24 protein-coding genes are annotated in these 24940 nt (G+C 54.1%); 15 read left to right on the top strand and 9 right to left on the bottom strand.

From position 1 onward, the window contains the following. Positions 1-5 precede the first annotated feature (5 nt). From dnaN to gyrB, 3 genes are all read left to right on the top strand, one after another. Entirely contained in the window at positions 6-1106 is a 1101-nt protein-coding gene (gene dnaN, locus ACPUC7_RS15355) for a DNA polymerase III subunit beta (RefSeq protein WP_343553082.1), read from the top strand. Positions 1107-1232: 126 nt separating this feature from the next. Further along, positions 1233-2318 carry a DNA replication/repair protein RecF gene (recF, locus tag ACPUC7_RS15350; protein ID WP_494923572.1) on the top strand — a complete coding sequence of 362 codons (1086 nt, stop codon included), beginning with the start codon at positions 1233-1235 and terminating at the stop codon, positions 2316-2318. Positions 2319-2335: 17 nt separating this feature from the next. Further along, positions 2336-4744: a DNA topoisomerase (ATP-hydrolyzing) subunit B gene (gene gyrB / locus ACPUC7_RS15345; RefSeq protein WP_494923571.1), complete on the top strand. Its 2409-nt coding sequence runs from the start codon at positions 2336-2338 to the stop codon at positions 4742-4744. A gap of 50 nt (positions 4745-4794) precedes the next feature. Here gyrB and ACPUC7_RS15340 read toward each other — a convergent pair whose 3' ends face one another. Beyond that, on the bottom strand, positions 4795-6267 hold the full coding sequence (locus ACPUC7_RS15340) for a sensor histidine kinase (RefSeq protein ID WP_494923607.1): 1473 nt from the start codon (positions 6265-6267) through the stop codon (positions 4795-4797). Between the two features lie 10 nt (positions 6268-6277). Continuing rightward, positions 6278-6988 carry a response regulator transcription factor gene (locus ACPUC7_RS15335; RefSeq protein WP_494923570.1) on the bottom strand — a complete coding sequence of 237 codons (711 nt, stop codon included), beginning with the start codon at positions 6986-6988 and terminating at the stop codon, positions 6278-6280. Positions 6989-7289: 301 nt separating this feature from the next. Between ACPUC7_RS15335 and ACPUC7_RS15330 the strand changes: the two genes are divergently transcribed. The 10 genes from ACPUC7_RS15330 (at position 7290) to ACPUC7_RS15285 (ending at position 16491) form a co-directional block, all read left to right on the top strand. Next, the gene (locus ACPUC7_RS15330; RefSeq protein WP_494923606.1) at positions 7290-7901 is read left to right on the top strand and encodes a cytochrome b/b6 domain-containing protein; all 612 of its coding nucleotides are present in this window, start codon (positions 7290-7292) and stop codon (positions 7899-7901) included. Between the two features lie 10 nt (positions 7902-7911). Next, complete coding sequence (locus tag ACPUC7_RS15325; protein WP_494923569.1) at positions 7912-8700, top strand: molybdopterin-dependent oxidoreductase; 789 nt, start codon at positions 7912-7914, stop codon at positions 8698-8700. A gap of 68 nt (positions 8701-8768) precedes the next feature. After that, positions 8769-9047 (top strand): hypothetical protein, encoded by a 279-nt coding sequence (locus ACPUC7_RS15320; protein WP_494923568.1) that lies wholly within the window; start codon positions 8769-8771, stop codon positions 9045-9047. 152 nt (positions 9048-9199) lie between these two features. Further along, on the top strand, positions 9200-10009 hold the full coding sequence (gene yidA, locus ACPUC7_RS15315; protein ID WP_494923567.1) for a sugar-phosphatase: 810 nt from the start codon (positions 9200-9202) through the stop codon (positions 10007-10009). Between the two features lie 276 nt (positions 10010-10285). Further along, complete coding sequence (locus ACPUC7_RS15310; protein WP_494923566.1) at positions 10286-10984, top strand: FadR/GntR family transcriptional regulator; 699 nt, start codon at positions 10286-10288, stop codon at positions 10982-10984. After that, complete coding sequence (locus ACPUC7_RS15305; RefSeq protein ID WP_494923565.1) at positions 10981-11859, top strand: 2-dehydro-3-deoxygalactonokinase; 879 nt, start codon at positions 10981-10983, stop codon at positions 11857-11859. The genes ACPUC7_RS15310 and ACPUC7_RS15305 overlap by 4 nt, the downstream gene beginning before the upstream one ends. After that, positions 11843-12460 (top strand): 2-dehydro-3-deoxy-6-phosphogalactonate aldolase, encoded by a 618-nt coding sequence (locus ACPUC7_RS15300; RefSeq protein WP_494923564.1) that lies wholly within the window; start codon positions 11843-11845, stop codon positions 12458-12460. Before ACPUC7_RS15305 ends, ACPUC7_RS15300 begins: the two co-directional genes overlap by 17 nt. After that, a complete protein-coding gene (gene dgoD, locus ACPUC7_RS15295; RefSeq protein WP_007893527.1) occupies positions 12457-13605 on the top strand; it encodes a galactonate dehydratase in 1149 nt (382 codons plus the stop codon). Before ACPUC7_RS15300 ends, dgoD begins: the two co-directional genes overlap by 4 nt. Positions 13606-13812: 207 nt before the next feature. Further along, complete coding sequence (locus tag ACPUC7_RS15290) at positions 13813-15105, top strand: MFS transporter (RefSeq protein WP_343553094.1); 1293 nt, start codon at positions 13813-13815, stop codon at positions 15103-15105. A gap of 123 nt (positions 15106-15228) precedes the next feature. Then, positions 15229-16491, top strand: a complete 1263-nt coding sequence (locus tag ACPUC7_RS15285; protein WP_494923563.1) for a YidR family protein — start codon at positions 15229-15231, stop codon at positions 16489-16491. Here the strand turns inward: ACPUC7_RS15285 and ACPUC7_RS15280 are convergent. Beyond that, positions 16469-16816, bottom strand: a complete 348-nt coding sequence (locus ACPUC7_RS15280) for a YceK/YidQ family lipoprotein (RefSeq protein ID WP_494923562.1) — start codon at positions 16814-16816, stop codon at positions 16469-16471. The two genes, ACPUC7_RS15285 and ACPUC7_RS15280, sit on opposite strands and share 23 nt — an antisense overlap. 282 nt (positions 16817-17098) lie before the next feature. Between ACPUC7_RS15280 and ibpA the strand changes: the two genes are divergently transcribed. Next, a complete protein-coding gene (gene ibpA / locus ACPUC7_RS15275) occupies positions 17099-17512 on the top strand; it encodes a small heat shock chaperone IbpA (RefSeq protein ID WP_494923561.1) in 414 nt (137 codons plus the stop codon). A gap of 46 nt (positions 17513-17558) precedes the next feature. On the opposite strand, the gene ACPUC7_RS15270 is transcribed toward ibpA, so the two are convergent. The 6 genes from ACPUC7_RS15270 to ACPUC7_RS15245 are packed head-to-tail and all read right to left on the bottom strand — an operon-like array spanning position 17559 to position 23273. After that, the gene (locus tag ACPUC7_RS15270) at positions 17559-18464 is read right to left on the bottom strand and encodes an EamA family transporter (protein ID WP_343553097.1); all 906 of its coding nucleotides are present in this window, start codon (positions 18462-18464) and stop codon (positions 17559-17561) included. A 20-nt stretch (positions 18465-18484) separates the two neighbouring features. Continuing rightward, entirely contained in the window at positions 18485-18985 is a 501-nt protein-coding gene (locus ACPUC7_RS15265; protein WP_494923560.1) for a YbaK/EbsC family protein, read from the bottom strand. A gap of 28 nt (positions 18986-19013) precedes the next feature. Further along, positions 19014-19814 (bottom strand): 2OG-Fe(II)-dependent halogenase WelO5 family protein, encoded by an 801-nt coding sequence (locus ACPUC7_RS15260; RefSeq protein WP_494923559.1) that lies wholly within the window; start codon positions 19812-19814, stop codon positions 19014-19016. Between the two features lie 5 nt (positions 19815-19819). After that, complete coding sequence (locus tag ACPUC7_RS15255; RefSeq protein ID WP_494923558.1) at positions 19820-20527, bottom strand: class II glutamine amidotransferase; 708 nt, start codon at positions 20525-20527, stop codon at positions 19820-19822. Continuing rightward, positions 20515-21792, bottom strand: coding sequence for an ATP-grasp domain-containing protein (locus tag ACPUC7_RS15250; protein WP_494923557.1), 1278 nt, complete (start codon positions 21790-21792; stop codon positions 20515-20517). The genes ACPUC7_RS15255 and ACPUC7_RS15250 overlap by 13 nt, the downstream gene beginning before the upstream one ends. Positions 21793-21809: 17 nt before the next feature. Beyond that, the gene (locus ACPUC7_RS15245) at positions 21810-23273 is read right to left on the bottom strand and encodes a hypothetical protein (RefSeq protein ID WP_494923556.1); all 1464 of its coding nucleotides are present in this window, start codon (positions 23271-23273) and stop codon (positions 21810-21812) included. Positions 23274-23487: 214 nt separating this feature from the next. Between ACPUC7_RS15245 and ACPUC7_RS15240 the strand changes: the two genes are divergently transcribed. Continuing rightward, positions 23488-24933: an aminotransferase-like domain-containing protein gene (locus ACPUC7_RS15240; RefSeq protein ID WP_494923555.1), complete on the top strand. Its 1446-nt coding sequence runs from the start codon at positions 23488-23490 to the stop codon at positions 24931-24933. The last annotated feature ends 7 nt before the right edge of the window (positions 24934-24940 follow it).

The following is a 24940-nucleotide window of genomic DNA, read 5'->3' as shown; positions in this document are numbered from 1 at the left end:
CGCATATGAAATTTATTGTAGAACGTGAGCAGTTACTGAAGCCATTGCAACAGGTTAGCGGCCCGCTGGGCGGACGTCCAACGCTGCCGATCCTGGGAAATTTACTGCTGCAAGTCAGCGAAGGTTCGCTGCGACTGACCGGCACCGATCTGGAAATGGAGATGGTGGCGCGCGTGGCGTTAACACAGCCGCACGAACCCGGTGCGACTACGGTCCCCGCACGTAAATTCCTCGATATTTGCCGCGGATTGCCGGAAGGCGCTGAAATCAGCCTGACGCTGGAAGGCGACAGAATGCTGGTGCGCTCTGGCCGCAGCCGTTTCTCACTGTCAACGCTACCGGCCAGCGATTTCCCGAATCTGGATGATTGGCAGAGCGAGGTGGAATTCACCTTGCCGCAGGCGACGTTGAAACGCCTGATTGAAGCCACGCAATTCTCGATGGCGCATCAGGATGTGCGTTATTACCTTAACGGTATGTTGTTCGAAACCGAAGGCGAAGAGCTGCGCACCGTCGCTACCGATGGTCACCGTCTGGCTGTGTGCGCGATGCCCATTGGTCAGGCGCTGCCAAACCATTCGGTGATCGTGCCGCGTAAAGGCGTGATTGAATTGATGCGCTTGCTGGATGGCGGCGAAACGCCACTTCAGGTGCAGATTGGCAGCAGCAACATTCGCGCTCATGTCGGCGACTTTATCTTCACTTCGAAGCTGGTTGATGGCCGTTTCCCGGATTATCGCCGCGTATTGCCGAAGAATCCGGACAAAGCGCTGGAAGCCGGCTGTGACATTTTGAAGCAGGCGTTTGCTCGTGCAGCGATCCTCTCCAACGAGAAATTCCGTGGTGTTCGCATCTATATCACCGAAAATCAGCTCAAAATAACGGCGAATAACCCTGAGCAGGAAGAAGCCGAAGAGATGCTGGATGTCTCTTATAACGGCACCGACTTGGAGATCGGTTTCAACGTCAGTTACGTGCTGGATGTACTGAATGCATTGAAATGCGAAAACGTACGCTTACTGCTGACTGATGGCGTATCGAGTGTACAAATCGAAGATGTTGCCAGTCCGGCTGCGGCCTATGTTGTGATGCCAATGAGATTGTGATCATCTTATTCCCCCGCCCACTGGTGGGAGGGGGCTAGGGGGAGGGACAGCGCGCGCGTTCTTCCCCCAACCAGCCTCTCCCGTAATGGGGAGAGGTGAGAATATCTCTTCATCCCGGAATACTTCATGGCTTTAACCCGCCTCCTGATTAAAGATTTTCGCAACATCGAGCAAGCCGATCTGACGTTAGCGCCGGGCTTTAATTTCCTTGTCGGAGCCAACGGCAGCGGCAAGACCAGCGTGCTGGAGGCGATTTACACGTTGGGCCATGGTCGCGCGTTTCGCAGTTTGCAAAACGGTCGGGTGATTCGTCACGAGCAGGATGCTTTTATTCTGCACGGCCGCATTGAAGGCAGCGAACGTGAATTGTCGGTGGGATTGACCAAAAATCGCGCTGGCGACAGCAAAGTGCGTATTGATGGCAGCGACGGCCATAAAGTCGCCGAGTTGGCGCAATTGTTACCGATGCAGCTGATCACGCCCGAAGGTTTTACCTTGCTGAATGGCGGGCCAAAATATCGCCGTGCCTATATCGATTGGGGCTGTTTTCACGCTTCACCCGGCTTCTTCAATGCCTGGAGCAACTTACGTCGGCTGCTAAAACAGCGTAATGCGGCGTTGCGCCAGGTGACACGTTATAGCCAGATCCGTCCGTGGGATCAGGAATTGGTGCCGCTGGCCGAGCAAATCAGTGCCTGGCGCGCCGAATACAGCGCGGCAATTTCCCGTGAAATTATCGCTACCTGCGGCCAATTTTTACCGGAGTTCGAATTGAAGTTCTCTTTCCAGCGCGGCTGGGATAAAGAGAGCGACTACGCCGAACTGCTGGAACGCAATTTCGAGCGCGATCGTGCGCTTACTTATACCGCCAGCGGCCCGCACAAAGCCGATTTTCGTATTCGTGCAGAAGGTACGCCGGTGGAAGATTTACTCTCACGCGGTCAATTAAAACTGCTGATGTGTGCGCTGCGCTTAGCGCAGGGCGAATATCTGACGCGCAGCAGCGGACGACGCTGTTTGTACTTGATTGATGACTTTGCCTCCGAGCTGGATGACACCCGTCGTCGGCTGTTAGCTGAACGCCTAAAAGCCACGCAGGCTCAAGTGTTTGTCAGCGCCATTGGTGTTGAGCATGTAATCGACATGAGTGACGAAAAGGGCAAGATGTTCCGCGTGGAACAGGGTAAAATAGTGGTTCAACCTGAAGATTAAATGAGCGAGAAACGTTGATGTCGAATTCTTATGACTCCTCAAGTATCAAAGTCCTTAAAGGGCTTGATGCGGTACGCAAACGCCCGGGTATGTACATCGGCGATACGGATGACGGCACCGGTCTGCATCACATGGTATTCGAAGTCGTGGATAACGCTATCGACGAAGCGCTCGCCGGTCACTGTAGTGACATTGTTGTTACTATTCATGCTGATAACTCCGTATCTGTCCAAGATGATGGCCGTGGCATTCCAACCGGTATTCACCCGGAAGAGGGTGTTTCTGCGGCAGAAGTGATCATGACCGTGCTGCACGCCGGCGGTAAGTTTGACGATAACTCGTATAAAGTTTCCGGTGGTCTGCACGGCGTAGGTGTTTCGGTCGTCAACGCCCTGTCGCAGAAGCTCGAGCTGACGATTCGTCGCGAAGGCAAAGTGCATCAGCAGATTTATCAACACGGTGTGCCACAAGCGCCGCTGGCGGTGTCGGGCGATACCGATGCTACTGGTACTCGTGTGCGTTTCTGGCCGAGCTATGAAACCTTCACCAACGTGATTGAGTTTGAGTACGACATTCTGGCAAAACGCCTGCGCGAACTGTCGTTCCTCAACTCTGGCGTGTCGATTCGTCTGGAAGATAAACGTGACGGCAAGAGCGATCACTTCCACTACGAAGGCGGCATCAAGGCGTTTGTTGAATACCTCAACAAGAACAAAACCCCAATCCACCCAACCGTGTTCTATTTCTCGACCGAGAAAGATGGCATCGGCGTGGAAGTGGCGTTGCAGTGGAACGATGGTTTCCAGGAAAACATCTACTGCTTCACCAACAACATCCCGCAGCGCGACGGCGGCACGCACCTGGCTGGTTTCCGTGCAGCGATGACGCGTACGCTGAATGCCTACATGGATAAAGAAGGCTACAGCAAGAAAGCCAAAGTCAGCGCCACCGGCGATGATGCGCGTGAAGGCTTGATTGCAGTGGTTTCGGTGAAAGTGCCGGATCCGAAATTCTCCTCACAGACCAAAGATAAACTGGTCTCTTCTGAGGTGAAATCCGCGGTTGAGCAGCAGATGAACGAATTGCTGGCGGAATATCTGCTGGAAAACCCATCTGACGCCAAAATCGTGGTCGGCAAAATTATCGATGCTGCACGTGCACGTGAAGCAGCACGTCGTGCGCGTGAAATGACCCGCCGTAAAGGCGCGCTGGATTTGGCTGGCCTGCCAGGCAAACTGGCTGATTGCCAGGAACGCGATCCCGCGCTGTCTGAAATCTACCTTGTGGAAGGGGACTCAGCGGGCGGCTCAGCAAAACAGGGCCGTAACCGTAAGAACCAGGCGATTCTGCCGTTGAAAGGTAAAATCCTCAACGTTGAGAAAGCGCGCTTCGACAAAATGCTGGCTTCGCAAGAAGTCGCCACGCTGATCACCGCGCTCGGTTGCGGTATTGGCCGTGACGAATACAACCCAGACAAACTGCGTTATCACAGCATCATCATCATGACCGATGCGGACGTCGACGGCTCGCACATTCGTACGCTACTGTTGACCTTCTTCTACCGTCAGATGCCAGAAATCGTTGAACGTGGTCACGTCTACATTGCTCAGCCGCCACTGTATAAAGTGAAGAAAGGCAAGCAAGAACAGTACATTAAAGACGACGAAGCGATGGATCAGTATCAAATCGCGATCGCGCTCGATGGTGCCACGCTGCACACTAACGCCAGTGCACCTGCGTTGGCAGGTCAGCCGCTGGAAACCCTGGTGGCGGATTTCAACGGCACCCAACGCATGATCAAACGCATGGAGCGCCGTTTCCCGGTGGCATTGTTGCGTGGCCTGATTTATCACCCAACGTTGAGCGATCTCAGCGATGAAGCGGCGGTGAAAGGTTGGATTGACGGTTTGGTGGCGTATCTGACCGAGCGCGAAGCGCATGGCAGTAGCTATCTGGCTCACGTTCGCGCCAATCACGAACAGAACCTGTTCGAGCCGGTGCTGCGTGTACGTACACACGGCGTCGATACCGATTATCCACTGGATAGCGAATTCATTGATGGACCGGAATACCGCAAAATCTGTGGTTTGGGCGAGCAGCTGCGCGGCCTGATCGAAGAAGATGCGTTTATTGAACGTGGCGAACGTCGTCAGCCGGTAACCAGCTTCGAGCAAGCTATTGAATGGTTGGTGAAAGAGTCGCGTCGCGGCCTATCAGTACAGCGTTATAAAGGTTTGGGTGAGATGAACCCAGAGCAGCTGTGGGAAACCACCATGGATCCAGATAGCCGCCGCATGTTGCGCGTGACCATCAAGGATGCGATTGCTGCTGACCAGTTATTCACGACCTTGATGGGCGATGCAGTAGAACCGCGCCGCGCCTTCATCGAAGAGAATGCGCTGAAAGCCGCCAACATCGATATCTAAGCGAAACGTTTGGCAAAAAACCCTTCCCAGGTGGAAGGGTTTTTTTATTTTCAGCGTGGGACGGAAAAGCGGAAGCAGGCACCGGATACGCGATCGTCCAGGCGAATATCGCGCCCGTGCAATTGCAGAATACGCCGCACCACCATCAATCCTAAACCGCCGCTGTTTTTGCGCGTGCTGGCATGGGTTAACGCCGATGGACGTTCAAACAACGTGGCACGCAAGCCGTCTGGAATGCCTGGTCCGGAATCTTTCAAGCTGACTTCCACTTCGTTTTCAGCGCTGCGCAACGTCACTTCGATGCTGCCCGCTTCCGGTGTGTGCTTAATGGCATTGTCGAATAAGTTGGTCAGTACGCGATCAATCATTGAGACATCGGCGTTAACTTGTAAAAGCTGTTCTGGCATATCCACTACGAAGCGAATATTGCGCGCACTGGCCATCAACTCAAACTTCTGCATCACATCGTAAGTCAGTTCCGAAAGGCTGAACACTTCGCGATTGGGTTTGATCACGCCATATTCCAGCTGCGCCAGCTCAAACAATTGTTGCGCCAGCATGCTGACTTTCTGGCTTTGCGACAGCGCAATGTGCAGATAACGCTGGCTCTCGTCGGATTTTAAACTGTCGCCTTTATACAGCAGGGTTTCCAGATAGCCGTGCAGTGTGGTGAGCGGCGTGCGTAAGTCATGTGAGATATTGGCGACGAAATCGCGGCGTAGCTGATCTTGATAAGCCAGCTTTTCCCACTGCATGGCCACGCGTCGCGCCATGCCGATGAAGGCGCCTTGCAACAAACTCACTTCATCTTTCTCATGTGGTTGTGGCAGCGGTAACTCTGCCAGCTGCTTAATTGCTATCATGTCTTGATGATCGAGTTGGCTAACATGCTGGGTTAGCTGGCGTATGGGTCGGGTGATCAAGCTAAACGCCACCGCGCCCGCCGTAAGGCCAAATAACACGACTAGCAAAGATGACCATAAAGAGGTGCGCATCAAGATGTCGAGTTGCGCTTCTTGCGCCAACTGGTGATAGTTTTCGCCCTGCAAAATGACATACAGATAGCCGGCTAAATGACCATTGAGTGAAAGTGGCGCAACGCTAAATACTTTTTTTTCCGACAAATTGCGCGGATCATCGCCGTAAATTGGCGATGTGGCTCCCTGTAATTGTGCCTGTAAGGGAGCCAGATTCACTTTTGTGCGTTTGAGATGAGCGGGGGGAGCGGCATCTGCTAATAAATTGCCCTGAGCATCCAGTAAATAGACTTCAACGCTGGGATTGAGCACCATCAAATCGCTGAACAACGCCTTCATCAGCGGTAAATTCACACCGTTCTCACCAATCATATTCGGATTGAGGCTGGCGATGCTGCGCGCCAGTCCGTCTGATAAGCGCTGCACCACCGCGCTGCCGTATTGGGCGTTAACGCGAATCTGCATCCAGCCTGACAACAGCGTGCAAAGCAACAGCAAAGAAGCAAAAACCAGAGCGAGGCGCTGGCTGAGTGTCAGGCGTTTCATCATTAAAAACCTAGTTGGCGGGCAGCGAGAATTTATAGCCTTTGCCCCACACAGTCAGGATGTAGTGCGGTTCGGCAGGATTAGCTTCAATTTTCAAACGTAAACGGTTGATGTGGGTATTCACGGTGTGCTCGTAACCGTCGTGTTGATAGCCCCACACTTGGTTAAGCAGATTAAGGCGTGAGAACACTTTTCCCGGATGTTTGGCGAAGTGATACAGCAAATCAAACTCACGTGGCGTCAAACTTACCGGCTTTTCACTCAGCCACACTTCACGCGCAACTGGATCGATCATCAATGCATCCAGATGCAAGGTACCCGCTTCCATGCGTGAATTCATGTTCATCGCTTCCTGGCGGCGGAACAACGCTTTAAGGCGCGCAATCAATTCCACTACTGAAAACGGCTTAGGCAGATAATCATCTGCGCCAAGTTCCAATCCCAATACGCGATGTACTTCGCTGGAACGCGCGCTGATCATGATGATTGGCGTGTAGCGTTTCATCGCGCGTGCGCGGCGACAGATTTCCAGCCCATCAATGCCGGGCAACATCAAATCAAGAATCAAGGCATCCCAATGTTGTGTTTCCAACAGATGAACGGCGAGATTTCCGTCGGCAGCATGGGTAACGGCATAACCTTCATCCTGAAAGTTAAGGCGGAGAACATCGGCGATTCCGCTGTCATCTTCGACGATAAGTATCTTTTTTGCGTCGGTCATTTTTCTTCCCTGCATTACGAATTCCATAAATGTTACCGCGTAAACCCCCTCGGAAGTTTCACATTTTGTTTAACTCGACGTGAGGCTTTGGTGAACAACAATTCGCCACAATAGCATTCAGTGATTGGCCGGCGAGGCCAGACATGGATGGAAAGTGATGAAATCGCCGACGGCAGCAAACCCAATAGAAAGTAAACAGAGAATCGGCTCAATTGCGTATTGAGACATTTCTTGTCCTCCGGTTGAGAAGCCGCACGGCAGAATGCGGCCTCACTTGGTTAAGGGAACCCGTTACATGGAAATGCAGATGGATGAAAAACCACAATGCGCATCCGTAGTACATCCCTGGTGGCTACGAATCTGTCACTGGGTGAACGCAGCAGTCATTGTGATTATGACGATGAGTGGATGGCGTATTTACAACGCTTCGCCGCTGTTTGAATTCAGATTTCCTGGCGAGATCACCATCGGCGGCTGGTTGGGTGGCGCCCTGCAATGGCACTTTGCCGCGATGTGGATTTTTGCCGCTAACGGCGTGGTGTATCTGGCGATGAACATCATTACTGGACGTTTCAGTAAGAAGTTTCTGCCACTAAGTGCGGGCGGATTGCTGCACGATGCTTTCAACGCATTAAAGGGCAAATTGGCACACGCAGATCTGCGCCAGTACAACCATGTTCAGCGCGCGGCGTATCTGTTCGTGATAGTCGATTGCCTGCTGCTGGTGCTGTCCGGGCTGGTGTTATGGAAGTCGGTGCAATTTGGACTGCTGCGCGATCTGCTTGGTGGCTATGAAGCGGCACGTTACATCCATTTTTATGCGATGGCGGCGCTAGTGGGATTTGTAGCGGTGCACTTGCTGATGGTGGCGCTGGTACCAAAAACCCTGCTTGCCATGCTGCGCGGACGCTAAGGAGAGCGAAATGAAAAAGTTAAATGTCGATCTTTCGCCTGGCGATGCCGACGCATTGGTAAAGGAAGCGCAGCAATTGCTGGCGCGCCAACTGGATTCCTCATCACGTCGGCGTTTCTTGCGCCAGGGCTTAACCCTCGGTGGCGTGGTGATGCTCTCGGGCTGCGATCTCAGTGATAAACCTGACGTCGATAAAGTGCTGAATAAATTTTCCAGCTTTAACGATCGCGTCCAAAGTTGGCTGTTTAATCCCGCCAACTTGTCGCCGGAATACAGCGCGGAACTGATCTCACCCTCTTTTCCGTTTAACGCGTTTTACGGTGAAGAAGATATCCCGCAAATCAACGGTGACAACTGGCGTCTGGAGATTGCTGGCCTGGTAAATGACAAACGCAGTTGGACGCTGCCTGAGCTCTACAACATGCAGCAAGTCGATCAGATCACCCGCCATATCTGCGTTGAAGGCTGGAGTGAGATTGGTCGCTGGGGTGGCGTGCGTTTCGCCGATTTCCTGAAACTGATTGGCGCGGATACCAAGGCTAAATACGTCAGTTTCAAATGTGCGGATGATTACTACACCAGCATTGATATGGCCTCGGCGTTGCATCCGCAAACCATCATGGCCTTGAGCTGGGATGGACGCATTTTACCGCCTGAATATGGCTACCCAATGAAGATCCGTATTCCCACCAAGCTGGGATACAAGAATCCGAAGCATATTCAGGTGATTGAAATAACCAATCGTTATACCGGTGGTTACTGGGAAGACGAGGGCTACAACTGGTTCGGCGGAAGCTGATCCCTTAAAAAGCTGCGCTAATTCGGCGCCAACACCTTTAATAAACCAAAACTGTAAGGAAACACCCTATGAAAAACGTAATCGTAGCAACTTTTATCGCTTCAATGATGACCATGTCTGTAGCCTATGCAGCAGACTCCATGGGCAAAGATGCCATGAAGAAAGATGAAATGGGCATGAAGAAAGATGCCATGAAGAAAGACGAAATGGGCATGAAGAAAGACGCCATGCACAAAGATGCAATGGGCATGAAGAAAGACGCCATGAAGAAAGACGAAATGGGCATGAAGAAAGATGCCATGAAGAAAGATGAAATGGGCATGAAAAAAGACGCCATGAGCCACTAACATCGTCCTCTAGAGTCCTGTGTAGAAAAGCCATCACTGCGGTGATGGCTTTTTTTATGCCTTAGGAATAAGTCTGAAGTCAGGCGATAAACTGGTCAATGTGAGCTGAATCGCGCTAGCATTGATCAAAACCCTGACTCAACGAGGACGTTATGGCTATAAAACTGGTTGCAATCGATATGGACGGCACGCTGCTCAATCCGCAGCATGAAATCACTCCGGCAGTAAAATCGGCCATTGCGCGTGCGCATCAAAAAGGCGTCATGGTGGTGCTCACCACTGGTCGTCCGTTCGTTGGCATTCAACGTTATCTGATGGAACTGGATCTGGTTGATGAAGGGCAATATTGCATTAGCTACAACGGTGCGCTGGTGCATCGCGCCAATGATGGCGAATGCGTGGCGGAAATCACCCTGGGTTTTGATGACTATCTCTATGTCGAACAATTGGCGCGCGATCTCGGCGTGCACTTCCAGGCCTTCGACAAATCCTTCCTCTATACGCCTAACAAAGACATCAGCGAATTTACCATTCACGAAGCCAGCTTAACCGGCATTCCGGTGCGTTATCGCTCAGTTGAGGAGATGGATCGCGCCACACGTTTCCCGAAATTGATGATGATCGACAAGCCAGATTTGCTGGATTCTGCCATTCAGCGCTTGCCGCAGCAGGCGCGTGATAATTACACCATCCTGAAAAGCGCGCCGTACTATCTCGAAATCCTCGATTCACGCGTGAATAAAGGACAAGGCGTGAAGATGCTGGCTGATAAGCTGGGATTAGCGCGTGAAGAAGTGATGTCGATTGGCGATCAGGAAAACGATCTGGCGATGATTGAATATGCGGGAACCGGCGTCGCGATGGGCAATGCCATTGATTCCGTGAAGAAAATTGCGCAGTTCATCACTAAAACCAACATGGAAGATGGTGTAGCGCACGCTATTGAAGAGTTGGTGCTGTAACCGTTCTAATCCACGAAAATCTTAGGGTCGTCATCAATGGCGACCTTACAAAAACTCACCGTTCATCGTAGGGTCGCCATTTATGGTGACCAAAACGCACCCATCCAATAAAAATCTCTCAACCTATTGTTCATCGCAATAACGCACCGATTGTCTGTTTTGTGATCCACATTGTAGTACAACTAAAGTTAATGGTACTACAATCTGCATCAGTTAGGCTTCGTTGTATGAAAGCAGTAATCTGATGCGTTATTGCCTATCACTGAATGGAACATCATGACGCAACAACATTTAAGCAAAACCGAGCGCATCATCCTGACGTTGGGTGAAGAGATCGTCGCAGGGAAGTTTGTGCCTGGCGCAGCATTGCCCGCTGAAGCAGAACTGTGTGAACGCTTTGGAACCTCGCGCAACATCATTCGTGAAGTCTATCGCTCGCTGATGGCGAAACGCCTGATGGAGATGAAACGCTATCGCGGTGCCTTCGTCACGCCGCGTAACCAGTGGAACTACCTCGACAGTGACGTATTGCAGTGGGCGCTGGCACACGATCAAGACCCGCGCTTAATCGCGGCGATGAACGAAGTGCGCGTGCTGGTGGAACCGCAGATTGCGCGCTGGTCAGCGGAACGCGCCACTTCCGGCGATTTAGCGGCGATTGAACTGGCCTACAACGACATGGTTGCCAATCACCTCAATCGCGAAGCCTTTAACGAAGCGGATATTCGCTACCACGAAGCGGTGCTGAATTCGGTGCACAACCCGGTTTTGCAGCAGCTGAATGTGGCGATCAGCCAGCTACAAAAAGCGGTGTTTGCTCAAACCTATATGGCAGATGAAGGCAACATGCCGCGCACGTTAGCCGAACATAAGGCGCTGTTCGATGCCATTCGCCACCAGAATGGCGATGTCGCGGAGCAGGCAGCCAAAGCGATGATTGCCAGCTCAACGGCACGACTCAAGGAGATTATGTGAGTAGCTATATCGCAATTGATTGGGGCTCAACCAACCTGCGCGCCTGGCATTATCAAGCCGGCATCTGCGTGGATGAGCGCCGTTCGGAAGCGGGCGTAACGCGTCTTGGCGATCGCACGCCCGCCGAGGTTTTTGTCAGCGTTACCGACGGCTGGCCGGTGAACGATGTGCCGGTGGTGATGGCGGGCATGGTCGGCAGCAATGCTGGTTGGCTATCGGTGCCGTATTTATCGTGTCCGGTAGCGCTAAATGAAATCGGCAGCCGCTTAACGCGCGTTGACGATAAAGCATGGATCGTGCCGGGATTGAGCGTCGAACGTGTTGACAACTACAACGTTATGCGCGGCGAAGAGACGCAATTGCTAGGCGCCGTTACGCTACAACCCGCGCCGCTGTATGTGATGCCGGGCACACATGCGAAATGGGTGCAGGTTGAGCACGATCGCGTGCTGGATTTCCGCACTGTTATGACCGGTGAACTGCATCATCTGTTGCTGAAACAATCGCTGATTGGCGCCGGATTACCGCCGCAGGAAGATAACTCAGCGGCTTTCCGCGAGGGTTTACAGGTGGGTAGCAACGACAACTCAATTCTCTCCCGCCTGTTTGAAGTGCGCGCCTCGCATGTGCTGGGTGCACGCGATCGTCGCCATATCAGCGACTTCCTTTCCGGCTTGTTAATCGGTCATGAAGTGGCGCTGATGACCAAACATCACGCCGCCGCCAGCCAACCGATCACCATTATTGCAGGTAGCGCGCTGGCACAACGTTATCAGCAGGCGCTGCAATTTATCGGCCTGGATTCAGTCACGCTGGAAGGCGATCGCGCGTTCCAGCATGGAATAAGGAGTATTGCGAATGTCCTGGCAAACTAAAGTGCCACTGATTGCCATCCTGCGCGGTATCACGCCGGATGAAGTGGAAGCGCACGTTGGCGCGCTGATTGAAGCGGGTTTTGACGCGATTGAAATCCCACTCAACTCACCAGAATGGGAAAAAAGCATTGGTGCGACGGTAAAAACCTTCGGCGATCAAGCGCTGATTGGTGCGGGCACGGTACTGAATCCGGCGCAGGTCGATACCTTGGCCGGACTGAATAGCAAGCTGGTGGTAACGCCAAATACTGATGCCGCGGTGATCCGTCAGGCGGTGGCCAAAGGCATGATTGTCGCCGCCGGTTGCGCGACGGCCACCGAAGCCTTCACCGCCTTACAGGCGGGTGCGCAGGCGCTGAAAATCTTCCCGTCGTCAGCGTTTGGTCCGGGCTACATCAAAGCATTGAAAGCCGTGTTGCCGCCAGAAGTGCCGGTGTTTGCGGTCGGCGGCGTAACACCGGAAAACCTGCATGAATTTATTGCCGCAGGCTGCGTCGGTGCCGGTTTAGGCAGTGATTTGTATCGCGCTGGTCAACCGTTGTCGCGCACTGTGGAACAGGCTCGCGCATTTATTGCCGCATATAAGGACGCTGTAAAATGAAAATTACCAAACTCACCACCTATCGCCTGCCGCCGCGCTGGATGTTCCTGAAAATCGAAACTGACGAAGGCATTGTCGGCTGGGGCGAGCCAGTGATCGAAGGTCGCGCGCGCAGTGTAGAAGCGGCGGTACACGAATTATCGGAATACCTGATTGGTCAGGATCCGGCGCGTATCAACGATTTGTGGCAGGTGATGTATCGCGGCGGTTTCTATCGCGGCGGCCCGATTTTAATGAGCGCCATCGCCGGTATCGATCAGGCGTTGTGGGATATCAAAGGCAAAGCGCTGGGTGTGCCGGTCTATCAACTGCTGGGCGGTTTGGTGCGCGATAGCATCAAAGCTTACAGCTGGGTGGGCGGCGATCGTCCTGCCGATGTCATTGATGGCATTAAGAAATTGCGCACCATCGGTTTTGACACCTTCAAGCTCAACGGCTGCGAAGAGATGGGCATCATCGACAACGCACGCAAAGTGGATGACGCGGTAAATACCGTGGCGCAGATTCGCGAAGCCTTTGGCAAAGAGATTGAGTTCGGTCTCGATTTCCACGGTCGCGTTAGTGCGCCGATGGCGAAAGTGCTGATTAAAGAGCTGGAACCGTATCGTCCGCTGTTTATCGAAGAGCCGGTGCTGGCCGAGCAAGCGGAATACTATCCGCGTCTGGCCGCGCAAACCCACATTCCGATTGCGGCGGGCGAACGCATGTTCTCGCGCTTTGAATTCAAACGCGTGCTGGAAGCCGGTGGTCTGGCGATTCTGCAACCGGATCTGTCGCATGCGGGCGGCATCACCGAGTGCTACAAAATTGCCGCAATGGCGGAATCCTACGATGTCGCGCTAGCACCGCATTGCCCGCTCGGTCCAATTGCTCTGGCGGCGTGTCTGCACGTTGACTTCGTTTCGCGCAACGCGGTGTTCCAGGAACAGAGCATGGGCATTCACTATAATCAGGGCGCAGAATTGCTGGATTATGTGATTAATAAAGATGATTTCAAAATGGATGACGGTCATTTCTATCCCTTAAATAAACCGGGTCTTGGCGTTGAAATTAACGAAGAGCTGGTGATTGAGCGCAGTAAAAATGCGCCAGATTGGCGCAATCCATTATGGCGTTTCCCGGATGGCAGTGTAGCTGAATGGTAATAATTACCCGCTAGAAAAAATAACGATTTACAACATGATATGCCGGTGAAATAGGGCATAGGGCTTCACTCAGCCTTTTTCCCGGCATGGCTTATTTACCGCCAACGCGGTTTTACATTCGAAAACGTTGCCTTGCGCTTGTAGGGGCGGCTTTTGGCCCGCCCGTGCTGACGCTCGCCCCTACCAGCATCATTACGGAGACACACCATGGATCTCTCAGCTGTTCACGCCAAACCGACGCGCCGCCGTTATATCACGCTATTAATGATCTTTATTACCGTGGTGATTTGTTATGTTGACCGCGCTAATTTAGCCGTGGCTTCCGCGCATATTCAGGAAGAATTTGGGATTAGCAAAGCGCAAATGGGTTATGTATTTTCTGCCTTTGCCTGGTTATATACTCTTTGCCAAATTCCCGGCGGTTGGTTTCTCGATCGTGTTGGTTCACGCTTAACCTACTTTATTGCCATCTTTGGCTGGTCGGTCGCCACCTTATTCCAGGGTTTCGCCACCGGCTTATTATCGTTAATTGGTCTGCGCGCCATCACCGGTATTTTTGAGGCACCGGCGTTCCCAACCAATAACCGTTTAGTCACCAGTTGGTTCCCGGAGCAAGAGCGCGCATCGGCGGTGGGTTTCTACACCTCCGGCCAATTTGTTGGTTTAGCATTCCTCACGCCGCTGCTGATCTGGATTCAGGAGCTGCTGAGCTGGCATTGGGTGTTCATCATCACCGGTGGAATTGGCATCATCTGGTCGCTGATCTGGATTAAGTTCTATCAAGCGCCGAGCCAGAGCAAAGGCATTAACAAAGCCGAGCTGGATTACATCCGCGAAGGCGGCGCAATGGTCGATGGTGATGCGCCGAGCGAAAAGAAAACCCGCACCAAACTCACTGCTGCCGACTGGAAACTGGTGTTCCACCGCAAGCTGTGCGGCGTCTATCTTGGCCAGTTCGCGGTAACCTCAACGCTATGGTTCTTCCTCACCTGGTTCCCGAACTATCTGACCCAGGAAAAACACATCGCCGCGCTGACCGCGGGCTTCATGACCACTGTGCCATTCCTCGCCGCGTTTGTTGGCGTGATTCTGTCGGGCATCGTCGCCGACCGTCTGGTGCGCAGCGGCCGTTCACTGGGTTTTGCGCGTAAAACGCCCATCATCTGCGGCTTGTTGATCTCCACCTGCATCATGGGCGCCAATTACACCAACGATCCGATCTGGATTATGACGCTGATGGCCATCGCCTTCTTCGGCAACGGTTTCGCCTCAATTACCTGGTCGCTGGTTTCTTCTCTCGCACCGGTACGTTTGATTGGTTTGACCGGCGGCATGTTCAACTTCGTTGGCGGACTCGGCGGCATCACCGTTCCGCTGGTGGTGGGTTATCTGGCGCAGGATTATGGTTTCGCTCCGGCGCTGGTGTATATCTCCGCTGTGGCGTTGATTGGCGCGCTGTCTTACATCCTGCTGGTCGGCGATGTAAAACGCGTCGGATAAGAAATGCATGCACAATCCGTAGGGTCGCCATTCATGGTGACCTTGCTGATAACCGCAACCTGGTTTATTCACACCAACAAATCACGTAATTTATCCGGCAACTGTCACCTCTAAGGTTGCCGCATGTCAGAAAAACAACTCACCTTTGCCCCGCGTAATCACCAGCTCACCAACATCAACGTCTGGACCGCCGACAGTCAGTGGCTGGCGTTTGATGTGCGGCCTTCTGGCGCATCGTTCACCAGCTTGACGATAGAACGTGTCAACGTCGCCAGCGGTGCGGTTGAAGTGCTGTATCAGGCGCGCGATGGCGCACATGTTGGTGTCGTCACGGTCAGTCCTGATCTACCGCCACGCTACGTTTGTATTCATGGCCCGGAACATCCAGATGCGCATTGGCATTACGATTTCCACCATCGACGCGGCGTGATTGTGCAGCACGGCAATGCGGAAAACCTTGATGCGTTTGATATCACCGCGCCCTACACGCCCGGCGCGTTGCGCGGTGGCTCGCATGTGCACGTCTTTAGTCCGGACGGATCGCGGCTGAGTTTTACCTACAACGATCACGTGATGCATGAAAAGGATGCGCGCGACGACCTGCGCAACGTGGGTGTGGCGGTGCCGCTGCATCCGGTTTGTCCGCCCAAACAGCATCCACGTGAATACGATGGCAGCCATTATTGCGTGCTGGTAAGCCAGACAAAGCGCGATCCGCAGCCGGGCAGCGACCAGATTGATCGCGCTTATGAAGAGTGCTGGATTGGGAATCAAGGCTATCAAAAAGCCGACGGCAGTTGGCAGCGCTGGGCGATTGCCTTTATTGGCGACACGCGCGCGGCGAAGGGTGACAAAGTGCCGGAGGTGTTCGTGGTCGATTTACCCGCATCGCTAGCGGATTACGCCAAATCAGGCGTCGCGCCGATTCAGGGCACAACGGACCGATTGCCTGCGCCACCAGCCGGCGTACAGCAGCGTCGTATCACGCACACCTCGGGCCTGGCGTTACAACCGCGCCATTGGCTGCGCGCTTCGCCGGATGGCAGCGCCATCGCCTTTTTATTGGCGGACGATCGCGGTGTGGTGCAGCTGTGGACGGTTTCCCCCAACGGCGGTAAACCGCGCCAGGTGACGCAACTGGCGAGCAGCATTCAGTCGGCATTTAGCTGGCAACCGGACGGCAGCGCGCTGGCATTTATCTGTGATAACAGTGTGATGCGTTGTGATGTGGCGAGTGGGCAATGCACGCGCTTAACTGCACGCAGCGATCAGGCGCCATCCGGTGATGCAGTGGTGTGGTCGCCGGATGGGGAGCAGATCGCCTATATGCGCGAAGTTGATGGCTGGCGTCAGCTATTCAGCGTTAATGCGGCTGCGCAGGCATAGAGGCGGCCGTTGCCAGGCTGGCCTCGGTGCCAGCCATTTTTTCGCTCTGCAATACGCGATCGTGAATGGAGTTGTTATCCGAGCGGAAGTAATCCCACGGCAGCAAAAGGGTATCCAGCACCGCTGAGAACGGTAAATCGATAATCGCCAGCGGCTTGATCGCCCAACTGGTTTTGTCATCACCGATCATCTCAGCGCTGGCGCGGGTGCCGGGATAATAGCCTTGGCTAGCGCCCGTGTGCGACATCACGCTGGAGCAACCCGAAGAGGCAAAAGCACTGCAAATCAGCACAGCTGTGAGCGGAAAGCGTTTCATCATATTCATCTTCATCATCCCTTCAGTCATGGCTTGGCCCTGGCTGGAGTGTGTCACCTGACCTGCACAACTCTAAGGTTGTGTCTGGCATTGCAGGCGAATAATCCCCTGAGTGTATGTCATTTCATCAGGATTGCTGCAAAAAAAACCGGATTAGCCCTTGAAAGAGACCGGTCTGGACCCATTTTTAGAGAACAGTCGCATTGCTGTTGCCGCTAGGGACAACAATAACTGAACAACCTGTCCATGGTGGAAGGTTGCCTAAACTTGCTGATTATCAGGAGTCTTTTTATGCGTAATTTTGATCTCTCTCCACTTTATCGTTCTGCTATTGGTTTTGACCGTTTGTTTAACCTGCTTGAGACCAATCAAAACCAGGCCAATGGCGGCTATCCTCCGTACAACGTTGAGTTAGTGGATGAGAATTTCTACCGCATCACCATTGCGGTGGCGGGCTTTGCCCAGAGCGAATTAGATATCACCTCGCATGACAACATGCTGGTGGTGCGCGGCGCACATCCGGAAGAGCAGCCGGAGCGTAAATACCTGTATCAAGGCATCGCTGAGCGCAACTTCGAACGTAAATTCCAGCTGGCCGACCACATCACCGTGCGCGATGCGCGACTGGAGAATGGTCTGTTAAGCATCGATTTGGTGCGCATCGTCCCGGAAGAGGCGAAACCACGCCGCATCGAAATCCTGTAATCAGGATGTAGAGATAAAAAAACGCCGCAGCAATGCGGCGTTTTTGTTAGGTACGCACTAATAATCGCTGTTTCACCATGCCGCCAAACACATTCACCAGCAAACCGACAATGATCACGCAAACGCCGATCATCTGCTGCATCGACAAGGTTTCACCGAGAATCAGCGCCGCGCTGAGAATCCCAACTACCGGCACCATCAACGATAGCGGTGCCACGCGCCAGGTTTCATAGCGACTTAGCAGATTGCCCCAAATCGCATAGCCAACGATGGTGGCGATAAACGCCAGATAAATCAGCGCCAACACCGTTTGCAGCGAGATGTGCATCAGGCTGATGACAATCGCCGTTTCGCCATCAAACAGCCACGAACAGGCGAAGAACGGCACAATCGGCACCAGCGCGCTCCACACCACTAACGACATCACCGGCACTTTGCGATTACGCAAAATGATCTTGTTGGTGATATTGCCTAAACCCCACGACAGCGCCGCCGCCAACGTTAACATCATGGTGGTGAGCGTGATGCCCGCGGTGGTTTGGCCTTCCATACCGGCGGTGGCCAGCATAAACATGCCGAGCGTTGCCACTAGCATCCCCGCGATATGATTCCAGCGCAGTTTCTCCGCGAGGAACAACGCGCCAAGCAGCAGGGTGAAAAATGCCTGCGCCTGCAACACCAGCGATGCCAAACCGGCTGGCATGCCGAGTTTGATGGCGAGGAACAAGAAGGCGAACTGACCAAAGCTGATGGTCATGCCATACACAATCAGCCAGCGCAGCGGAATCGCCGGACGTTTGACGAAAAAGATCGCCGGAAAAGCCACCAGGCTAAAACGTAATCCCGCCAGCAAAAACGGCGGCATATCCTGCAAGCCCAGCTTGATCACCACAAAATTCACGCCCCACGCCACCACCACGCACAGCGCTAACAACATATCTTTTACCGACATAAACCTTCCTTACTTCCCGCTTAGGCAGTTGCCGCCACCGGTACAGCGATCTCGGCACAACACTCTTCACCGACAACACCAAAGAAATCATCCACGTCTAACGCAATTGAGCGTTCCAGCGCACCGGCGTTAAACCACAACGTACCGACGTCGCGCAGGCGGGAATCGACGCGCAGCGCCAGTCGGTCATCAAAACTAAATGGCGGCACTGCGCCCATCATGCATTGGGTTAATTCCTGCGCCTTTTCTGGTGCGGCAAAGCTCGATTTCTTGCCGCCAATGGCGCGTGCGGCGCTCTTGAAATTGATTTTGCAGTCGCCCGGCACAATCGCCAGCAGATAGCGCGCCTCCGCGCCATCCGGCATGGCGACTTCCAGTACCATCGCTTTGGCGGCTTGATTGAGATCGTTACCGCGAATCTCACTGATCAGATCGGTTTGACCGACCGCTTCATGCTCCACTACGCGATAGTGGGCTTGATGTTGATCCAGCAGGGCAGTGACTTTTTCATAGGTATTCATGCTCGTCTCCTCGTCAAAAAACCTGGCGTTAGCTCCAGGCGATGGCGTGTTTCATTTTTTTGTCGGTCAGGCCAAAGAAGAAGCCCATGGTGATACGCGTGTCGCCTTCCACGCGATCAATCTCGTGATAAAAAGCGGGATTAAACAGGTAGATATCGCCGCTACGTGGGGAAAATTCGCATACTTCGCTGCGATCAATCACGCCGGTTTGATAGCCGAGCTCGCCGGGTGTTTTGTAGCATTCATCCACCGGCTGCCACTTTTTGTTGAAGATGCGCAGCTGGCCGCCAGCATTGCACTCTTGCAGGCACACCACGCAGCTCAGTTGGTGCAGGATATTCGTCACCGCCAATCCGCTGCCGGCGGCGTCACGCACAATATTGTCGTTGTGCAGTGGATTGGCGACGCCATTGGCGTGGAAACGCACAATCGAACCGGCGTAATCACCCAATTCTGGTTCGTTGGCGGTTTGCAGGCTTTCCAGGCGCAGCGACTGCTGTACCCAGTGATAAATCTGGTCACGCAGGCCGTGCAGCGATGAAGGCAGCGCAGGCTGAATATCACGCAGCTCGGTAAAATAGTTTTCAGGTGCAGCGGTGTGTTTCGCCAGATACGGACCGAGCGTGGTCAGCGCGCCATTGGGATAATGCGAAACGCGCACTTGTTCACGGCACTGTTGCAAATCATCAACCACCGCTTCACGCACTTCTGGCGTCAAAAAGTTGCGTAACACCAGCAGCGGCACGCGTGCGGTGACGATGTCGTCCAGCCAGGTACTTTCCACAAACATCTTCGGATTGATAACGCGTATCTGATTGAAAATAGCCATGTTGATCACTCCCCAAACGGAAATTCATGAAGTTCATGGTTGCTCATGCGACGCCATTCCGACGCCGCGCCCAGTGCTGAAATAGGTTCTGAAGAGATAAACGTGCTGTTGTTATTCTGGAAACGGTGCAGCGTGAAATAGTTGGGATACGGCGTGTCATCGGGATGCCATTGCCACGCCCAGGCTTTCTCACGGGTAACAAAAATCGCATTGGCTGAACTGCCGCCGGGTGCCACCTGCGCCATCTTGTCGCGCAGATAATCGCGGGTGAAATCGGCGGGCGTCGCGTGATCAACCACATATTCGAGGTATTCGGCGGAGTCAAAACGCGACTCCGCCATGCCGAGTTGTTGATACACCGTCGGCAAAAAACCGTTGTGCATCATGTACCACTGCGTTTCACCACTGGTGCGCCACAACGGATGCGAGAACTCGATGCCCTGATTTTTACTCAGCGTGGCGTGGCGCACGTGCACCGCCAGAAAACGGCCGCGCAGACGATCGACATCAATGCTCGGCAGCGCATCGGCAAACGTGCCGGTGCCATGCAAGGTGCGGATGTGGCCTTGCTCCAGCCACAAACAGCCCCAACCGTTGGGATGCTCTTTAATTGGGCCGTCGTGCGTGGCAGTTTCGCCACAGCTCATGGCGCGCGCGGCTTCCAGCACCGCAGCAGCATCAAATTGACCGTGCGCGAGGATCATTCTGCACATAGTAAATATCTCCGTGGCGCCAACGCGGGTACGTCGAGAATGTGATGGAACACCGCCAGAATTTCGTCGCGACTGTTAGCAGCGAGGCGCAAAGTCGCCAGAATCCCGGCGTGGCGTGTGAGGTCGGCATACAGCGAGGATCGCGGTGAAACCGCCAGTTCCGGCAGATTAAGCGGCGGCAGCAGTTGGCCGCGTTGATGTTCGGCGATCCAGCGCTCGGCGGCGTCATATTGCAAACGCTGACGCAAACGTAAGCGACCCACCGCCTGCGGCTGCGCCGGGAAATTCAGCGACGGCATGCCGTGCCCGGCTTCAATGTAAAACGCCACATCCGCCCAGTTGATGCCGGTGACTTCCTGCACCAGATTCACCACGCCCATGCCCGACAAGCGGAAGCCCATTTCGAGGAAATGCGGCTCGCCATTGACCAGAATGAAGTCGATATGAAAGGCGCCCTGACGATAGCCAAAGGTTTCGCAGCAAAAGCTCATCAGACTGCTAAAGCTGGCGGGCAGTTGCTGCGCCGCCATCGCAACATGGCCGGATTCGTAGAAGCTGATGCAGCCTTGGTCATCGATATGCTGTTCGATCACCTTTTGGCAGCAGGTCAGCGCCACGGCGTGTCCATCCGCCACCACGCCTTGCAGCGAATATTCATCACCCGGCAGCCAGCTTTCGACGATAAAGCCGCTAAAGCCGCGCCCGCCGTAATTCATGGTATCGACCAGGCGGGCAATCACTGCATCAAGCTGGCTGGCTTCGTTGACCAGCCAAATGCCTAAACCGCCGCCGCCATCGACCGGCTTAATCACGCAGGGATAGAGCAGCGCGTCGCGCGCATCACCAATACTCAGCGGCGAAGCGAAGAAGCGAAATTCTGGCTGCGGAAAACGCTGCCAGGCTTTGCGTAACGCCATGCGCTGCGCGTATTTATCAGGCGGGATAAAGCTGGCACCGGCATCCGGCCCGGCCAGCAATTCACGCACGCGCCCGGCGCTGGCGTTGTAAGCTTCAAAGCCCGCCAGCACCACCTGCGGATGCTCCATTAATCCGGCATGCAAACAGGCTTGCAGCACATCCCACGGATTTTCCGGGCGATCCAGCCGCACAATCAGATCGAACGGCAACGAAATGCTCAGCGATTGGTAATCAACAAAATCGCCCATTTCCGCCAGCACGGTAAAATAACCTTCGCGTTTGGCGACCGCGCAATAAGGATTTTGCCCATCGCGGGTGGCACCAATTTGCAGAAAAATCTTTCTCATCGCGTTGCCTTACCGGGTTAACGCCCGGAAATCACTTCAGTGACGATGTCTTGCAGCACACCGTTATTCACCTGAATCACTGCCTTATGCGGATCGAAGCGCAGCACGCGTGAAAGCGCATCGCCACGCGAGTTGTCCAGCAGTGAGCTCACCTGCGCGCTGCGCCAGCACTGACGCATTTGCGCCACGGTCAAACCAGAAAGCTGTTCCAATTGTTGCGCGACCAGCAGATCATCACTTTCGCCGCTCAGCAACGCGCGCACCGCGGCTTCTGCTGGTGCATCGGTAAGTTGCAATAACCACGCCTTTAACTGATTGCCTTGGGCGATAAATGGCGAATAGATCATGCAAATCAGTTGGGTTTCATTGAGGTCAAACGCTTGTTCGGCAAACTGCGCGGCACGCTGACGCTGACGGTTAATCGCCGCATCATCCTGATAGCGCGCTGCCATTTCGTCGACCAGTTGCGGCGGGAAATCCTTCTTCACCATCAGCCCAAGCGCAAAGCGCACATATTCGCGAATGCCTTCGGCGTAGCTGCGCTGCAACAGCGTCTCCGCTCGCAGACCGCGAATATGTGCCATTAAGGTTGGGTTGCCGCAGTCCGACTCGGAGAAGCTGAACATCAGCTCATCAAAGCGGAAGTGCATAAATTCGGTCAGCAGCGCCCAATGCGCGCCAGCCTCATACGCGGTGTCTTGATAGATGTTGAAGAACAGCGGATCGCGCGCCAGTTGCCAGGTAATGCGGTGCGCCGGCGTCACCTGATTCTCGCCGTAGATATCGGCAAAGTAACGCTCGGCAACGCCATCCAGCGTTTGCAGGAAGCCGCTGAAGCCGCGGGTTTTGTCTGCAACCGGCGCATCAAACAGACGTGAAAGATGGCGCGCCCACGCGAGATAGGCAGTTTGCTCCTGCGGCGAATCACCGGTGATGATCACATCGACGCCGCCGTTGTAATGCGCCGCCAGGCCGAAAGAGTTCACCATGCTGAGGTTGCAGGCGTTACAGAAGGTGGAACGCGCATCGGCGCGGAAACGGTGGCCATTCATCAGCACATCGTTGCGATTCTGCTGACGCACGCTGTCCGGCATCGGCAGGTGGCGATCGAACGCGCGGATTTGCAGGCCATCGGTCACCAAACATTCGGTGAAGTCGTCATCAAGGATGTGTAACGCGCGATACACGCGATCAATATTCTCCATCACGCTGTCGTTCATCGCCGCGTGACGGTTGGTGCTGATGCGCAGTTGAAAAGTGCTGCCCTGCTGCTGCCAGATCAATCCCTGGATGTAGCGCACGTACGCCACCATATAGCTGCTGTCTTTGCCGCCGCCGTAGGCCAGCAGCACGCGATTGTTTTCGGGTTGGCTGTCAGGTAACGCGGCCAGTAAACGGCGCGCGCAATGTTGAGCAGAATCGATAATTGCCGGTGTTAGGTAGCCACTCATTTCTCTCATCATGGTGGAAAGATTATTCATTTTTGACTTCATCCTTTGGCTAATAAAATCGCGGTTGCCGTGCTGGCGGCAACCGACGGGAAATGGGCCACGAAGGTGCTACGCAATGAATGTTCTGTGTTTTTCGTCGTGCTGAAGTTAATGCGCATCGTTATCAATTAACTGATGCAGCCTAAAGTACTTTGAATGTAATCTGCTGGATACGCACAGATCAGTACGAAATAGGGTGGAACAGATGGCGGGAGAAACGGAAGAGCAGGAGAGCCAGAGCAGTCGTTACCGTCAAATTGCAGAACAGATAAAACAAGCGATTCTCAGCGGTTCGCTGCCTGCTGACAGCCGTTTGCCGTCGGTGCGCACGCTGGCAACCCAATATCGCGTCAGCATGACCACGGCGCTGAAAACATTACGTACGCTTGAGGATGAGCGCTTCGCGGTGGCGCGGCCGAAGTCAGGCTTTTTTGTCGCGCCGCGTAAAATCGACAAAAAATTGCCGGTGTTGATCAGCGAGCAACCGCGCGAAGTGGCACCGCTCGACGAACAAACCGAGCTGCATTTGGCGATGCTGGGATCGGATTGCCGCGTACGGCTCGATCTGGCAAACGGTGATATCTCGCTCTATCCGGTGAAAAAGATTGGCTTGCTGATGCGCCAGATGGGCTACAGCAAACCCGCGCTACTCGGCAACACGGTAAAAGGCACCGGTTACGCGCCGCTGAAAAGTGAAATTGCCCGCCGCGCGGTGGATTATGGCTGCAACATCAACGCCGATGACATCCTGATCACCAACGGTTGTATCGAGGCGATTTCGCTGGCGCTGCGTGCGACGACGCGGCCGGGCGACATTGTGGCGGTGGAATCGCCGTGCTATTTCGTACTGTTGCAAATGCTGCATAACCTCAATCTGCGCGTGATTGAGGTGGAAGCGGGGCCGGACGGCTACGTCAATGTTGAGAAGCTGACCGCGCTGTTTCAACGCAAAGCGGTGCAGGCCTATCTCACCATCAACAACATCAACAATCCGCTGGGCAAAAGTATCCCTAACGAGCAGAAAGCCTACATCGCGCGTCAAGCCGACGAGAACGATGTGGTGATCATTGAGGATGATATTTTTGGCGATACCGCGTTTGGCGAGCGGCGCCCGTTCCCGATGCGCGCTTTCAGCCCGAACGCCATTTTGTGCAGCGGCTTCTCAAAAACCGTTGCGCCAGGCATCCGCATTGGTTGGGTGCACAGCAGCAACTACATGCGCAAAATCGCCTCGCTGAAATACACCACCAGCATGGGCACCTCAGTGTTATCGCAAGCGGCGATTGCCGAACTGCTGCGCAGCGGCGGCTACGATGCGCATCTGCGTAAACTGCGGCGCGAGTTGAAGAATCAAATCCAGCACATGCGTGCGGCGGTGTTGCGCTACTTCCCGGCGGGCACGCGCGTTTCCGATCCGGAAGGCGGTTATGTGTTGTGGGTGGAAATGCCGCTCGGCGCGCTCAACGTGCGTGCGTTATTCCTCAAGGCGCGTAATGCCGGAATTGGCATCGCGCCGGGACACATCTTCGCTACCGATCATCGTTATGATCACTGTTTCCGTTTGAATGCCGGTTTTGGCTGGAATGCCGAAGTGGAGCAGGCGATTAAACAGCTGGCGGAGTGGTGCCAGTTGTCGCTGGCGGCGGAATGATGCGGTT

This window comes from Pantoea sp. CFCC18179 (genome assembly GCF_059412405.1).
Note: the sequence above shows the minus strand (reverse complement) of the source record. Positions and strands in the feature narration are given on the sequence as shown.

Excerpts from the sequence above, each read along its gene's own strand:
- dnaN (WP_343553082.1), top strand. The coding sequence starts at position 6 with ATGAAATTTATTGTAGAACGTGAGCAGTTACTGAAGCCATTGCAACAG.
- recF (WP_494923572.1), top strand. The coding sequence starts at position 1,233 with ATGGCTTTAACCCGCCTCCTGATTAAAGATTTTCGCAACATCGAGCAA.
- gyrB (WP_494923571.1), top strand. The coding sequence starts at position 2,336 with ATGTCGAATTCTTATGACTCCTCAAGTATCAAAGTCCTTAAAGGGCTT.
- ACPUC7_RS15340 (WP_494923607.1), bottom strand. The coding sequence starts at position 6,267 with ATGAAACGCCTGACACTCAGCCAGCGCCTCGCTCTGGTTTTTGCTTCT.
- ACPUC7_RS15335 (WP_494923570.1), bottom strand. The coding sequence starts at position 6,988 with ATGACCGACGCAAAAAAGATACTTATCGTCGAAGATGACAGCGGAATC.
- ACPUC7_RS15330 (WP_494923606.1), top strand. The coding sequence starts at position 7,290 with ATGCAGATGGATGAAAAACCACAATGCGCATCCGTAGTACATCCCTGG.
- ACPUC7_RS15325 (WP_494923569.1), top strand. The coding sequence starts at position 7,912 with ATGAAAAAGTTAAATGTCGATCTTTCGCCTGGCGATGCCGACGCATTG.
- ACPUC7_RS15320 (WP_494923568.1), top strand. The coding sequence starts at position 8,769 with ATGAAAAACGTAATCGTAGCAACTTTTATCGCTTCAATGATGACCATG.
- yidA (WP_494923567.1), top strand. The coding sequence starts at position 9,200 with ATGGCTATAAAACTGGTTGCAATCGATATGGACGGCACGCTGCTCAAT.
- ACPUC7_RS15310 (WP_494923566.1), top strand. The coding sequence starts at position 10,286 with ATGACGCAACAACATTTAAGCAAAACCGAGCGCATCATCCTGACGTTG.
- ACPUC7_RS15300 (WP_494923564.1), top strand. The coding sequence starts at position 11,843 with ATGTCCTGGCAAACTAAAGTGCCACTGATTGCCATCCTGCGCGGTATC.
- dgoD (WP_007893527.1), top strand. The coding sequence starts at position 12,457 with ATGAAAATTACCAAACTCACCACCTATCGCCTGCCGCCGCGCTGGATG.
- ACPUC7_RS15290 (WP_343553094.1), top strand. The coding sequence starts at position 13,813 with ATGGATCTCTCAGCTGTTCACGCCAAACCGACGCGCCGCCGTTATATC.
- ACPUC7_RS15285 (WP_494923563.1), top strand. The coding sequence starts at position 15,229 with ATGTCAGAAAAACAACTCACCTTTGCCCCGCGTAATCACCAGCTCACC.
- ACPUC7_RS15280 (WP_494923562.1), bottom strand. The coding sequence starts at position 16,816 with ATGAATATGATGAAACGCTTTCCGCTCACAGCTGTGCTGATTTGCAGT.
- ibpA (WP_494923561.1), top strand. The coding sequence starts at position 17,099 with ATGCGTAATTTTGATCTCTCTCCACTTTATCGTTCTGCTATTGGTTTT.
- ACPUC7_RS15270 (WP_343553097.1), bottom strand. The coding sequence starts at position 18,464 with ATGTCGGTAAAAGATATGTTGTTAGCGCTGTGCGTGGTGGTGGCGTGG.
- ACPUC7_RS15265 (WP_494923560.1), bottom strand. The coding sequence starts at position 18,985 with ATGAATACCTATGAAAAAGTCACTGCCCTGCTGGATCAACATCAAGCC.
- ACPUC7_RS15260 (WP_494923559.1), bottom strand. The coding sequence starts at position 19,814 with ATGGCTATTTTCAATCAGATACGCGTTATCAATCCGAAGATGTTTGTG.
- ACPUC7_RS15255 (WP_494923558.1), bottom strand. The coding sequence starts at position 20,527 with ATGTGCAGAATGATCCTCGCGCACGGTCAATTTGATGCTGCTGCGGTG.
- ACPUC7_RS15250 (WP_494923557.1), bottom strand. The coding sequence starts at position 21,792 with ATGAGAAAGATTTTTCTGCAAATTGGTGCCACCCGCGATGGGCAAAAT.
- ACPUC7_RS15245 (WP_494923556.1), bottom strand. The coding sequence starts at position 23,273 with ATGAATAATCTTTCCACCATGATGAGAGAAATGAGTGGCTACCTAACA.
- ACPUC7_RS15240 (WP_494923555.1), top strand. The coding sequence starts at position 23,488 with ATGGCGGGAGAAACGGAAGAGCAGGAGAGCCAGAGCAGTCGTTACCGT.